Raw genomic sequence first — 12,576 nt, 5'->3', positions numbered from 1 at the left:
ATGGCGGCGATGCTCGAAGTCTCCAACCTAAAATCCTGGTATGGCGAAAGCCAGGCGCTGCACGGCGTCGATCTGACGGTCGGCGAGGGTGAGACCATCACCATTCTCGGCCGCAATGGCGTGGGCAAGACCACGACGTTGCGCACCATCATGGGCATCATCCGCAACCGCAAGGGCGTCATCAAGCTCGGCGGCAAGGATATGATGCCGGTGCCGCTGCATCGTACGGCAAAATACGGCCTCGGTTTCGTGCCGGAGGAGCGCGGCATTTTCGCGACCCTGAGTGTTGAGGAAAACCTGAAGCTGCCGCCCGTGGTCGCACCCGGCGGCATGACGCTCGATGAAATCTACGAGCTATTTCCCAATCTTTACGAACGCCGCACCAGCCCCGGCACGAAGCTCTCCGGCGGCGAGCAGCAGATGCTGGCGATGGCGCGCATCCTGCGCACCGGCGTCAAGGTGTTGCTGCTGGACGAGCCGACCGAAGGGCTTGCCCCCGTCATCGTTCAGCGCATTGGAGAGGTTTTGCAGAAGCTGAAGAGCCGAGGCATGACCGTGGTTCTGGTGGAGCAGAATTTCCGGTTTGCGAGCCGCATCGCCGATCGCTTCTACCTCATGGACCACGGCCAGATGGTCGGTGATTTTCCGGTGGGGGAGCTTTCCGCCCGCATGGGTGAGCTTAACAAGGTGCTGGGGGTTTAACCATGACGATGATCTTCGGCGTTCCCATTCAGGCGCTCCTCGGGCAATTGCTTGTCGGCCTTATCAATGGGTCGTTCTATGCGCTGCTGTCGCTCGGTCTCGCTGTCATCTTCGGGCTGCTGCGCGTCATCAATTTTGCCCATGGCGCGCAATATATGCTCGGCGCTTTTGTCGCCTTTCTCGGCCTGCAATATTTCGGCATCAATTTCTGGGTAGCGCTCATCGTTACGCCGCTCGTCGTCGCGCTGTTTGGGGCCATCATAGAGCGTTTCCTTCTGTCACGGCTATATGATCTCGATCCACTCTATGGTCTGCTCTTCACCTTCGGCCTGGCGCTGGTGGTGGAAGGCACGTTCCGGTGGCTTTACGGCGCGGCGGGACAACCCTATTCGGTGCCGCGCGAACTGGCAGGCGGTACCAATCTCGGCTTCATGTTCCTGCCGAACTACCGCGCTTTCGTCGTCGTGATTTCGCTGATCGTGTGCATCGCCACCTGGGCCTTGATCGAAAAGACGCGCCTCGGCTCCTATCTGCGCGCCGCGACCGAAAACCCGACCCTTGTGCAGGCTTTCGGCATTAACGTGCCTGTTCTGTTGACGCTCACCTATGCGCTGGGTGCCGGCCTTGCGGGTTTCACCGGCGTGCTCGCCGCCCCCATCTATCAGGTCTCGCCGCTGATGGGCACGAACCTCATCATCGTCGTCTTTGCGGTGGTCGTCGTCGGCGGCATGGGCTCGATCATGGGAGCCATCGTCACCGGCTACATGCTGGGTATCGCCGAGGGTCTCACCAAGGTGTTCTATCCCGAGGCCTCCAACATCGTCATTTTCGTCATCATGGCCTTTGTGCTGCTCATCCGCCCCGCCGGACTTTTCGGAAAGGACGCCTGATATGTCCAAAGCCACTCATAGCCCGACGGCCGGTGCAATGCCGCAGACGGAAGTATCGACGACGGCAGCCACCATCAAGGCCGTGCTCATTCTGGCCGGGCTTGCCGTGCTCGTCGCCGCGCCGATGTTCGTTTATCCAATCTTCCTGATGAAGCTTCTCTGCTTCGCGCTTTTCGCCTGCGCTTTCAATTTGCTCATCGGTTATACCGGACTGCTCTCCTTCGGCCATGCGGCATTCTTTGGCGGTGCGGCCTATTTCACCGCCTATTCGGTGAAGGAATGGGGTGTCACGCCGGAAATCGGCCTTGTGATCGGCATGTCGGGCGCGGCGCTTTTGGGTCTCGTCATCGGTTTTTTCGCCATTCGCCGGCAGGGCATCTATTTTGCCATGATCACGCTGGCGCTGTCGCAGATGTTTTATTTCTTCTGCCTGCAAGCGCCGTTCACCCATGGCGAGGACGGTTTGCAGGGCGTGCCGCGCGGCCACCTCTTCGGTATTCTCGATCTCAATGGCCCGCTTAACATCTATTACACGGTGCTTGCCGCCTTCGTGCTGGCGCTGCTGGTCATCTGGCGTTTCGTCAATTCGCCTTTCGGCATGATCCTGAAATCGATCCGCGAAAACGAGCAACGCGCCATTTCGCTTGGCTATAGCGTGCAGCGCTACAAGCTCGGCGCGTTCGTCATGTCGGCGGCGCTGGCCGGTCTTGCGGGTGGGCTGAAGGCGCTGGTGTTCCAGTTCGCGACGCTAACGGATGTGACCTGGCAGATGTCCGGCGAAGTGATCCTCATGACGCTGCTCGGCGGCATCGGCACCATGATCGGCCCTATCTTCGGCGCGGGCCTCGTCGTTACCTTGCAAAACTATCTCGCGACCTCGGATTTCCCGGTCACCATCATCACCGGCCTCGTTTTCATGGCCTGCGTTCTGGTGTTCCGTCGCGGTCTGATCGGTGAATTTTATGCTTCCCGGCTTGGGCGGAAACTCGGCTTTCAGCACCGCAGCTAGCCAATTTTGAAACACCTCAAAAGCCTCCCCGCGTTCGGGACGACGCGGCAAGGGTGGCGTGTGGAGAAGAGCATGGGCGAATATGACTATATCGTCATCGGGGCGGGCAGTGCCGGATGCGTTCTCGCCAACCGCCTTTCGAAAGACCCGAACAACCGTGTCCTGCTTCTGGAAGCGGGCGGCAACGATAATTACCACTGGATCCATATTCCGGTCGGTTATCTCTATTGCATTAACAATCCGCGCACGGACTGGTGTTTCAAGACGGCGGAAGAGCCTGGCCTGAATGGACGCGCGCTGATCTATCCGCGCGGCAAGGTGCTGGGCGGCTGCTCCTCCATCAACGGCATGATCTACATGCGCGGTCAGGCACGGGACTATGACGTCTGGCGGCAGCTTGGCTGCGAGGGCTGGGGGTGGAACGACATCCTGCCCTATTTCCTGAAGTCGGAGGATTTTTATCGCGGCAAGAGTGACCTGCATTCCTCCGGGGGCGAATGGCGGGTGGAAAAGGCCCGTGTGCGCTGGGATGTGCTGGATGCCTTTCAGAAAGCCGCAGGGGAAGCGGGCATACCCGCGACTGACGACTTCAACCGTGGAGACAATGAAGGGGCCGGCTATTTCGATGTCAACCAGCGGGCGGGCTGGCGCTGGAACACGGCGAAAGCCTTTCTTAAACCGGCGCTTGGCCGCAAGAACCTCACTGTCTTGACCAAAGCCCACGTCAAACGGCTCATCATCGAAGAAGACCGGGTCACGGGCGTCGAATTCCACCATGAAGGCGTCCTGAAAAAAATGCGGGCGCGGCGCGAAACCGTGCTGTCGGCCGGCGCGATCGGCTCGCCGCATATTCTGGAGCTTTCCGGGGTCGGCCGTGGGGATGTGTTGCAGGCTGCCGGTATCGATACGGTGGCGGAGGTTCAAGGGGTGGGCGAGAACCTGCAGGACCATCTGCAGCTGCGCATGGTCTACAAGGTCTCCGGTGTCCTGACGCTGAATGAGCGGGCCTCGACGCTCTTTGGCAAGGCGCGGATCGGCCTCGAATATGCGCTGACGCGCTCCGGGCCGATGTCCATGGCGCCGAGCCAGCTCGGTGTCTTCACCCGCTCTTCGCCGGAAAAGGAGACCGCCGATCTGGAGTATCACGTCCAGCCGGTTTCGCTCGACAAGTTCGGGGACCCGGTCCACACTTTTCCCGCGATAACGGCAAGCGTCTGTAATCTGCGGCCGGAAAGCCGTGGCTCAGTGCATGTGAAAGGACCGGATTTCGCCATGCAACCGGAAATCCGCCCGAACTATCTTTCCACCGAAGGTGACCGGAAGGTGGCCATAGATGCCATGCGACTGACGCGCCGCATCGTCGCCCAGCCGGCCTTTTCCCGCTTCAGGCCGGAGGAATACCGGCCCGGTCCCTCCTTCGAAAACGACAATGATCTTGCCAAGGCGGCAGGTGATATCGGCACCACCATCTTCCACCCTGTCGGCACGCTGCGCATGGGATCGGATATCGAAAGCGTCGTTGATGCACGCCTGAAGTTCCGCCGGCTCGCCGGGCTCCGCGTCGCCGATGCCTCGGTGATGCCGCGCATTACATCTGGAAATACCAATTCGCCGACGATCATGATTGCTGAAAAGGCCGCCGACATGATCCTTGCGGATAATCGTTGAAAGGAACCTACCGATGAAGACCGTCGCTTTTCTGGGGCTGGGACATATGGGCCTGCCGATGGCCGCCAATCTCGTCAAGGCTGGTTATGCCGTCAGGGGATATGATCTTGCCAAAGCCTGCCGTGCAGCGGCAAAGGAGGTGGGCATTCCGGTTGCCGCGGATTCTGCCGAAGCTGTCAAAGCTGCTGAAGTCGTCATCACCATGCTGCCGAAAGGCGAACATGTCGTTTCGGCCTATGGCGATCTGGTCGGTAAAATCTCTGCCGGAACGCTCCTTATCGACTGCTCGACTGTGGACATGGCAAGTGCATTGAAGGCGCATGAACTGGCCGCTTCCGCTGGCTGCCCTTCGGTCGACGCCCCCGTTTCCGGCGGCACGGGCGGCGCGGCGGCGGGCACCCTGACCTTCATGTGCGGCGGTGAGGCGGAGGCTTTTTCGGCAGCGAGGCCGCTGCTGGAAGCCATGGGCAAGAAGATCGTGCATTGCGGCAAGGGCGGCAATGGGCAGGCGGCCAAGATCTGCAACAACATGATCCTCGGCATTTCCATGATCGCGGTTTCCGAGGCTTTCGTGCTCGGCGAAAAACTCGGCCTTTCGCACCAGGCGCTGTTCGATGTCGCCTCCACCTCCTCGGGGCAATGCTGGTCGCTCACCACCTATTGCCCGGTGCCGGGCCCGGTGCCGACATCACCCGCCAACAAGGATTACCAGCCCGGATTTGCCGCGGCCTTGATGCTGAAGGACCTGAAGCTTTCTCAGGAGGCGGCCCATGGGGCCGACGCCTCAACGCCGCTTGGTGCTGCTGCGGCAGCGCTTTACGAGAGCTTCGTTGACGACGGGCAGGGCGGGCGTGATTTTTCCGCAATCGTTGAAATGCTGCGCGGGAGCAAAGCATGACAGCCGCAACGCCATCCGAGATTCTATGGGTGCCGCCGGAAGAGCGGGTGATGGGCTCGGCGCTTTTTTCCTTCGCGACAAAAACGGCAGAGCTCCACGGGCAGGCCGCCGATGATTATGCTCGCCTGCTGCGCTGGTCCATCGACGCGCCGGAAGATTTTTACAATGCGCTGTGGGACGAGCTCGGCATTATAGGTGCGCGCGGCGAGGTAGCGTTCAAGCCGGGCGCAACGATTCGGGAGGCCGAGTTTTATCCGGGCGCGAGGTTGAATTATGCCGAAAACCTACTGCGCGATCCCGATGAGCGTCTCGCCATCATCGCGCACCGGGACGACGGCACACGGCGCGAGATAAGCCGCAAAGCGCTTTATGACGACGTGTCGCGCATGGTGCAGGCGCTCGTTCATGCTGGCGTGCGGGAAGGCGACCGCGTCGGCGCGATCGTCACCCATGACATAGAAGCGATCGTGGGATATCTGGCCGTGAGCGCCATCGGTGCCATCTGGTCGTCCTGCTCCCCCGATTTCGGCCCCGCAGGTGCCTCGGACCGCCTTTCCCAAATCGATCCCAAAGTTCTCATGGCCGTACCGGAATATGGATATGCCGGCAAACGCATCGACGTCGGACCCACCATCCGCGCCGTAGCGGATAGTGCAGGCCCGGAGCAGATCGTCCTGATCGGCGAAACCGTACCCGAAAGCCTTGCCGATCTCGGCTGTGTCACGCTTGCGGATTTCGTCGCGCCTTATGCTGCGGGCGAGATTGCCTTCAATCGTCTGCCCGTCAAGGCGCCGCTGGCGATACTTTATTCCTCCGGCACGACCGGCAAGCCGAAATGCATCACCCATTCCGGCGGTGGACTGCTTCTCCAGCACATGAAGGAGCAGAAGCTGCAATGCGATATCAAGGAGGGCGAGCGCTTCTTCTATTTCACCACCTGCGGCTGGATGATGTGGAACTGGCAGGTCTCCGGTCTGGCGCTCGGTGCCACTCTCGTCACTTATGATGGCAATCCCGGCTATCCGACGCCCGGCCGGTTGATCCATCTCATCGATGCCGAACGTATTGCGACTTTCGGCACGTCGGCGAAGTTCATTGACGCCTGCCTGAAGGCCGGACTGACACCCCGCGAAAGCCACGATCTGTCATCGCTGCGGACAATCCTCTCCACCGGCTCGCCGCTCATCCCGCAATCCTTCGATTACATCTATCGCGACTGGAAAGCGGATGTGCATCTCGCCTCCATTTCCGGCGGTACCGACATCTGCGCCTGTTTCCTCGGCGGCAATCCGCTGCAGCCGGTTCATCGCGGCGAATTGCAGGGCGCCATGCTGGGCATGGATATCGATACGCTTGACGATGAGGGCCGTTCCGTTCGTGGCATTGCCGGTGAACTCGTCTGCCGCAATGCCCATCTTTCCATCCCGGTGAGATTCTGGGGCGACGACGATGGTTCGCGCTATCGGGCCGCCTACTTTGAACGGTTCCCCGGCCTTTGGGCGCATGGCGATTTTGCCGAACTGCGGCCTTCCGGCGGATACGTCATTCACGGTCGTTCCGACACGACGCTCAATCCCGGCGGCGTCCGTATTGGAACGGCAGAGATCTACCGGCAGGTGGAAGCCGTGCCTGAGGTCGAGGAGGCCATTGCCGTCGGCCAGGATATCGAGGGCGACCAGCGGGTCATCCTTTTCCTGCGCATGAAGGAAGGCGCTGCGCTTACGGAAGAGCTGGAAAAGACGATCCGCAGCCGCATCCGCTCAGGCGCGACGCCGCGGCACGTTCCAGCGAAAATCATCGCCGTCAGCGCCATTCCCCGCACCCGGTCGGGCAAGATTTCCGAAATCGCGGTACGCGACACCATTCACGGGCGGCAGGTCAAGAATACCGATGCGCTCGCCAATCCGGAATCGCTTGAGCTTTTCCGCAACCTGCCGCAGCTGAGGGACTAGGCCGATGGAGGATCAACCAAAGACCGTGCTGGTTACGGGTTCCACCAGCGGCATCGGGCTCGCCATCGCCAAACGTTTTGCCGAAGCGGGGTATCTGGTCGCGGTGCATGGGTTAGAGACCCCCGAGGAGGCGAGGCAGGCGCTGGAGACAGTTGCAAGGGTCGCGCGGCACAGGCCGGTCTATTTTTCAGCCAACCTCGCCAAATATGACGAAAGCGCTCATCTGCCGGAAAAGGTCATCGCCGAGTTCGGCCATATCGATGTCCTCGTCAACAATGCCGGCATTCAGAAGGTCGCACCCATCGATGAGTTCGATGCAGCGGATTTCTCCCGCATCGTTTCCATCTCGCTCGACAGCGCCTTTCACACCATCCACGCGGCCCTGCCGGGCATGAAGGAGAGGGGTTGGGGTCGCATCGTCAATATCGCATCTGCCCATGGCCTGCGCGCCTCGCCCTTCAAGGCGCCTTATGTGGCGACCAAACATGCGGTGGTGGGGCTGACGAAGAGCGTCGCACTGGAGATAGCGGAGCTCGGTATCACCTGCAATGCCATCTGCCCCGGTTATGTCTGGACCCCGCTTGTTGCCGCGCAGGTGGCCGATCAGGCGCGGGTGCATGGCATGAGCGAGGATGACGTGGTGAAAAAGGTCATGCTTGCGCCGCAGCCGACGAAACGCTTCATCCAGCCGGAGGAAATCGCCGAAATGGCGCTTTATCTCGCTGGCGATATGGCGCGTTCCATCACCGGCACCACCATCTCCATCGATGGCGGCTGGACCGCAAAATGAGCTGAAAAGTATCTCGACGTCAAAAAGCAGGTTTGCAAACCAGTGCTTTGGTCTGTCTCGGTCATCCTGTCCTGTCTGGAACAAAACCCGTCGCCGGGGATTAGATTTCCAAAGGACACAGGGAGTGAGAGATATGGCTAGAGACAATACCGGCTATATGCGCAGCCAGGATGCACCCAAAGCGGAAACAGCGACGCGCGCACGCCAGGGTTCGCGCGGACGACCTGTTCTCGTCATCCTGATCGTCAGCGTGCTTCTGGCGTTGGTGGTTTGGGGCGTAGTGGAATATTCCGTCTTCAAACCGGACGAGAACCTGCCGCCGAACCCGCAAACGGAAACCGCACCCGTGCCTCAGCAGCCGTCGGGTTCTGGTACCTTCGACAATGACCCTGCCCATGGCCGCCCGGCCGCTCCGTCTTCGACGGAAACGAACCCGACACCGCAGGATTCAACCGGCGCGCCCCGGAGCCCATAACCATCATGGGTTAAATACCCATGGTGATAAATAGTATGGAACCAGATCGCCCTCGATTCCGTTCGACCCAAAGTGACAGGAATCGGGGGTCTCATACATGGCAGTCACGGTCACTGCAGTTATTCTCGCGCTGATCGGCCTTGCGCTGTTCGGCTTCGGCTCCGAGCTCGTTATGCTGGGCGGGAGCTTTTATTATGTTCTTTCAGGGTTGGCCTTCCTCCTGACAGCGTTTCTGCTGTTCAAGCGCAATCGCGCCGCCCTTCACGTCTATGCCATCTTCATCGTGGCGACGCTCGCCTGGGCAGTCTGGGAAGTCGGTTTCGACTGGTGGCAGCTTGGACCGCGCGGCGGCGTCATCATCGTTATCGGCCTTTGGCTACTGGTGCCGTGGGTGAGGAAACCACTTGGTTTTTCCAGCCCGACCGGGCTGAGCTATGGCCCGAACGCCTGGCCGCTCGCGCTTTCCGTCATGGCATCAATTGCTGTGGCCGGTTATTCCATGGCACAGGATCCACATGACCAGCCGGGCTCGCTGCCGCAGGAAACCGCTTCGGCGGCACCTGTTTATGGCGGCGATGTGCCTGACGGAGACTGGCATCAATATGGCCGCACGCCCTATGGTCAGCGATATTCCCCCCTGACGCAGGTCAATGTCGACAATGTCTCCCAGCTTAAGGAAGCGTGGCGCTACCAGACGGGTGATGTGAAGCTGCCTGACGATGTCGGCGAAACCACCTACCAGGTGACGCCGCTTAAGATCGGTAACACGCTTTACATCTGCACGCCGCATAACTGGGCAATCGCCATCGATGCCGCCACCGGCAAGGAAAAGTGGAAATACGACCCGAATGTCGGCCTCAATCCGGACCGTCAGCACCAGACCTGCCGCGGTGTTTCCTATTACGCCGAACCCGGCGCTGCGGAAGGCACGGTCTGCGCCCAGCGCGTTTACCTGCCGACCTCTGACGCGCGCCTGATCGCCCTCGATGCCGGCACGGGCCAGGTCTGCACCTCCTTTGCCGATCAGGGTGTTCTCCATCTTGAGCAAGGCATGAAATACAACCCGGCAGGCTATTATTATTCGACCTCACCGCCGGTCATTGCCGCTGGAAAGATCATCATTGGCGGCGCGGTGAACGATAACTATTCGACGCAGGAGCAGTCCGGTGTCATCCGCGCTTTCGATGTGAATAGCGGTGAACTGCTCTGGAACTGGGATTCGGGCAATCCAACGAAAACCGAGCCGATTGCCGCCGGCGAAACCTATACCACCAACTCGCCAAACAGCTGGTCGGTCTTCAGTTACGATGAAGGCCTTGGTCTGGTTTATATCCCGCTTGGCAATCAGGTGCCGGACCAGCTGGGCATGGGCCGCAGCGAGAACGTGGAGAAATATTCTTCCTCCATCGTCGCGCTTGATATCAACACCGGCAAGGATCGCTGGGTTCGCCAGACGGTTCACCACGACCTTTGGGATATGGACGTACCGGCGCAGCCGGTGCTGCTCGACATCACCAAGGATGGCCAGACCGTGCCTGCGCTCGTCGGACCCACGAAGCAGGGCGACATCTATGTTCTCGACCGCCGCACCGGCGAGCCGCTGCTGCCGATCACCGAAGAACCTGCCCCTGATGGTGCGATCCCCGAGGATTTCACGTCTCCGACGCAGCCAACGACAGCCTTGTCCTTCAAGCCGGAGCCATTGCAGGAAAAGGACATGTGGGGCGTCTCCATGTTCGACCAGTTGGCCTGCCGGATTCGTTTCCATCAACTGAATTATAAAGGCCGTTACACGCCGCCTTCACTCAAGGGATCGATCATTTATCCCGGCAATTTCGGCACGTTCAACTGGGGCAGCGTGGCCGTCGACCCCGAGCGTCAGGTGATGTTCGGCATGCCGACCTATCTCGCCTTCACCTCGCAACTCGTGCCGCGCGCCGATATCCCGCCAAAGGGACAGGACGAAAAGGGCAGCGAACAGGGCTTGAACCGCAACGATGGCGCACCCTACGGTGTGTTCATGGGACCGTTCCTCGGACCGTTGCAGGTTCCCTGCCAGGCGCCGCCTTGGGGTTATGTCACAGGAGCCGACCTGCGTACCGGCGATGTCGCCTACAAGCACAAGAACGGTACGGTTTATGACATGACGCCCCTGCCGCTGCCGTTCAAGGTAGGTGTTCCGGGCATCGGTGGTCCGATGATCACCAAGGGCGGCGTGGCTTTCCTCGGTGCCGCTGTTGATAACTATCTGCGGGCCTACAACCTGACGACTGGCAAACAGCTGTGGGAAGCACGTCTGCCCGCCGGCGGCCAGGCGACGCCCATGACCTACTCCCTCGATAACGGGAAACAATATGTGGTGATGGTTGCCGGCGGTCATGGGTCTGTCGGAACCAAGCCCGGGGACTATGTCATCGCGTATACCCTGCCGTAACAACGGTTTCGGGCCCGTAAAAAACCGGAATGGTTGGCCATTCCGGTTTTCTCTTGTATTACAGTAAAAGCGGGGTCGCGTTTTACTTGTGCTTCATGCGATGGTGGTAGAGCACGCAGGGTTGTTTCGAAACCCGACGTGCTCTGCGGGCGGTATCAGGCCGCCTTTTTCTCGCCGGCAGCATTGACTGACGTTTTAGCGAGCGCGGTAAGCGCGTCGTCTGTCTTGGACTCCTCCTTGAGGGTCGCGTCGAGCAACGACACAGCCTTGGTATGGCCCAGCTTTTCCGCCCACGCCTTCAGTGTGCCGTAGCGGGCAATTTCATAATGTTCGACTGCCTGTGCAGACGACACGAGGCCGGCATCGAGAGCGGGCGAACCCTTGAAGTCGTCCATGATCTCTTCGCCTTCCGCGATGATGCCCTGGATAGCTTCACAGGTCTTGCCCTGCGCCCGTTTGCCGATGATCTCGAACACTTCCTGCAGACGCTCGATCTGACCCTGCGTCTCTTCCTTGTGCTTCTCGAAGGCCTGCTTGAGTTTTGGGTCTGTAGCTGCCCGCGCCATTTTTGGCAGGGCCTTCAGGATCTGCCTTTCGGCATAATAGATGTCCTTGAGCGTATCATAAAAAAGGTCATCGAGTTTCTTCTCGGCCATTGGTTCTTCTCCCATGAAGTGAATAGCATGAAGTGCGTCATGCGCACGGGAGACAAACTGTCCGCCGCTCCTATGGTTCCGGGTTGGTTGTGCACAAGGTTTATATTGCGCGGGCGGAACCAATGCGCGCGTTCGCGCTTAGTGTGACCAGTTTACGGAGGAGTGCGAACATGCCGCAGAGTCTGGCAGAAGAATTTTCAATGGATATTTCCATTCCGTTCGAGGTGCTTGTCGTGCGCATCTTCGGTGCCGTCATCCTGTGCGGTCTGATCGGTCTGGAGCGGGAGTTCCACAGGAACACGGCGGGCCTGCGCACCAACATGCTGATCGGCCTGGCCGCCGTCACGTTCTGCATCATCACCATCCATATGATGGAAACGATGGCCGAAGGCCAGGAGGCAGCGCGGCTCGATCCTATCCGCCTTGTGGAGGCAGTAACTGCCGGCATCGCGTTTCTTGCCGCGGGCGTGGTCGTTTATACGCGAGGCGATGTCAAAGGCCTGACGACCGGGGCCAGCATGTGGCTTTCGGCGGCCATCGGCCTCTCGGCCGGTCTCGGCCTGTGGCCCTTGGCTTTCCTCGCGTCGGCCGTGGGCATCATCGTGCTGTGGATGCTGCGTCGCGTCCAGGTCATCGCGGGTATCAAGGAAGAATGAGCGAGCTACCGCAAGCAGACACGATGGCAATGGCTCACGGCTCGGTATAGCCGGCGACGCTGAGGGTGAGTGTTCCGCTGCGTGGATCGTTACGGAAGAAGAGTGTGCCGCTGTCGCTGGATTCCGATGCGACATAATCGAAGGTCACGTCGGCGTTTTCCGGCGCTGCGTTATTCCGCTCGAGGTCTCCCCGCACCTTGACCTGGGCTGCCGTGGTCATCGAAAGATTGCGAATGTCGAATTTCACGCGATATTGCCCCGGCCCGCCCTCGACACGGCTGACGGCCACCTCAAAGCGTGCCTCCTCAGGGGAATAGCGGTAGATGTCATAGGCGATCCAGCCCAGCATCGCGGCAACCAGCAAGGTGCAGGCGATGCCCGTTACCCATTCAATCCAATGCGGATTTGAACTTTCCGTCTGTTTTCCGTTTTTTGATGTCGTCATC

Annotated in this window: 12 protein-coding genes; 10 read left to right on the top strand and 2 right to left on the bottom strand. The window is 59.9% G+C overall.

The features are described 5' to 3' along the window. From FS804_RS19090 to FS804_RS19050, 9 genes are all read left to right on the top strand, one after another. Positions 1-702, top strand: coding sequence for an ABC transporter ATP-binding protein (locus FS804_RS19090; protein ID WP_063947202.1), 702 nt, complete (start codon positions 1-3; stop codon positions 700-702). 2 nt (positions 703-704) lie between these two features. Further along, complete coding sequence (locus tag FS804_RS19085) at positions 705-1,592, top strand: branched-chain amino acid ABC transporter permease (protein WP_004437878.1); 888 nt, start codon at positions 705-707, stop codon at positions 1,590-1,592. Between the two features lies 1 nt (position 1,593). Then, entirely contained in the window at positions 1,594-2,601 is a 1,008-nt protein-coding gene (locus FS804_RS19080) for a branched-chain amino acid ABC transporter permease (RefSeq protein WP_144578499.1), read from the top strand. A 72-nt stretch (positions 2,602-2,673) separates the two neighbouring features. Continuing rightward, on the top strand, positions 2,674-4,269 hold the full coding sequence (locus FS804_RS19075) for a GMC family oxidoreductase (protein WP_144578498.1): 1,596 nt from the start codon (positions 2,674-2,676) through the stop codon (positions 4,267-4,269). 13 nt (positions 4,270-4,282) lie between these two features. Continuing rightward, positions 4,283-5,167, top strand: a complete 885-nt coding sequence (gene mmsB, locus FS804_RS19070; RefSeq protein WP_144578497.1) for a 3-hydroxyisobutyrate dehydrogenase — start codon at positions 4,283-4,285, stop codon at positions 5,165-5,167. Beyond that, on the top strand, positions 5,164-7,119 hold the full coding sequence (locus tag FS804_RS19065; protein ID WP_144578496.1) for an acetoacetate--CoA ligase: 1,956 nt from the start codon (positions 5,164-5,166) through the stop codon (positions 7,117-7,119). Before mmsB ends, FS804_RS19065 begins: the two co-directional genes overlap by 4 nt. A gap of 4 nt (positions 7,120-7,123) precedes the next feature. Further along, positions 7,124-7,909 carry a 3-hydroxybutyrate dehydrogenase gene (locus tag FS804_RS19060; RefSeq protein WP_144578495.1) on the top strand — a complete coding sequence of 262 codons (786 nt, stop codon included), beginning with the start codon at positions 7,124-7,126 and terminating at the stop codon, positions 7,907-7,909. Between the two features lie 133 nt (positions 7,910-8,042). Continuing rightward, positions 8,043-8,384 carry a hypothetical protein gene (locus tag FS804_RS19055; RefSeq protein ID WP_186376908.1) on the top strand — a complete coding sequence of 114 codons (342 nt, stop codon included), beginning with the start codon at positions 8,043-8,045 and terminating at the stop codon, positions 8,382-8,384. Between the two features lie 97 nt (positions 8,385-8,481). Further along, positions 8,482-10,818, top strand: coding sequence for a glucose/quinate/shikimate family membrane-bound PQQ-dependent dehydrogenase (locus tag FS804_RS19050; protein WP_144578494.1), 2,337 nt, complete (start codon positions 8,482-8,484; stop codon positions 10,816-10,818). A 155-nt stretch (positions 10,819-10,973) separates the two neighbouring features. Here the strand turns inward: FS804_RS19050 and FS804_RS19045 are convergent, their stop codons facing one another. Beyond that, a complete protein-coding gene (locus FS804_RS19045) occupies positions 10,974-11,474 on the bottom strand; it encodes a ferritin-like domain-containing protein (protein ID WP_063947211.1) in 501 nt (166 codons plus the stop codon). A 170-nt stretch (positions 11,475-11,644) separates the two neighbouring features. Here FS804_RS19045 and FS804_RS19040 point away from each other — a divergent pair, with 170 nt between their 5' ends. Then, positions 11,645-12,130 carry an MgtC/SapB family protein gene (locus FS804_RS19040; protein WP_063947212.1) on the top strand — a complete coding sequence of 162 codons (486 nt, stop codon included), beginning with the start codon at positions 11,645-11,647 and terminating at the stop codon, positions 12,128-12,130. Between the two features lie 34 nt (positions 12,131-12,164). On the opposite strand, the gene FS804_RS19035 is transcribed toward FS804_RS19040, so the two are convergent. Next, the gene (locus tag FS804_RS19035) at positions 12,165-12,575 is read right to left on the bottom strand and encodes a TIGR02588 family protein (protein ID WP_144578493.1); all 411 of its coding nucleotides are present in this window, start codon (positions 12,573-12,575) and stop codon (positions 12,165-12,167) included. Position 12,576 lies beyond the last annotated feature (1 nt).

It is taken from the genome of Agrobacterium sp. DE0009 (genome assembly GCF_007680755.1).
In the GTDB taxonomy this organism is placed as follows: Bacteria; Pseudomonadota; Alphaproteobacteria; order Rhizobiales; family Rhizobiaceae; genus Agrobacterium; species Agrobacterium tumefaciens_B.
Note: the sequence above shows the minus strand (reverse complement) of the source record. Positions and strands in the feature narration are given on the sequence as shown.

Bases quoted from the DNA above. Each gene is read 5' to 3' on its own strand.
- FS804_RS19090 (WP_063947202.1), top strand. From the start codon at position 1: ATGGCGGCGATGCTCGAAGTCTCCAACCTAAAATCCTGGTATGGCGAA.
- FS804_RS19085 (WP_004437878.1), top strand. From the start codon at position 705: ATGACGATGATCTTCGGCGTTCCCATTCAGGCGCTCCTCGGGCAATTG.
- FS804_RS19080 (WP_144578499.1), top strand. From the start codon at position 1,594: ATGTCCAAAGCCACTCATAGCCCGACGGCCGGTGCAATGCCGCAGACG.
- FS804_RS19075 (WP_144578498.1), top strand. From the start codon at position 2,674: ATGGGCGAATATGACTATATCGTCATCGGGGCGGGCAGTGCCGGATGC.
- mmsB (WP_144578497.1), top strand. From the start codon at position 4,283: ATGAAGACCGTCGCTTTTCTGGGGCTGGGACATATGGGCCTGCCGATG.
- FS804_RS19065 (WP_144578496.1), top strand. From the start codon at position 5,164: ATGACAGCCGCAACGCCATCCGAGATTCTATGGGTGCCGCCGGAAGAG.
- FS804_RS19060 (WP_144578495.1), top strand. From the start codon at position 7,124: ATGGAGGATCAACCAAAGACCGTGCTGGTTACGGGTTCCACCAGCGGC.
- FS804_RS19055 (WP_186376908.1), top strand. From the start codon at position 8,043: ATGGCTAGAGACAATACCGGCTATATGCGCAGCCAGGATGCACCCAAA.
- FS804_RS19050 (WP_144578494.1), top strand. From the start codon at position 8,482: ATGGCAGTCACGGTCACTGCAGTTATTCTCGCGCTGATCGGCCTTGCG.
- FS804_RS19045 (WP_063947211.1), bottom strand. From the start codon at position 11,474: ATGGCCGAGAAGAAACTCGATGACCTTTTTTATGATACGCTCAAGGAC.
- FS804_RS19040 (WP_063947212.1), top strand. From the start codon at position 11,645: ATGCCGCAGAGTCTGGCAGAAGAATTTTCAATGGATATTTCCATTCCG.
- FS804_RS19035 (WP_144578493.1), bottom strand. From the start codon at position 12,575: ATGACGACATCAAAAAACGGAAAACAGACGGAAAGTTCAAATCCGCAT.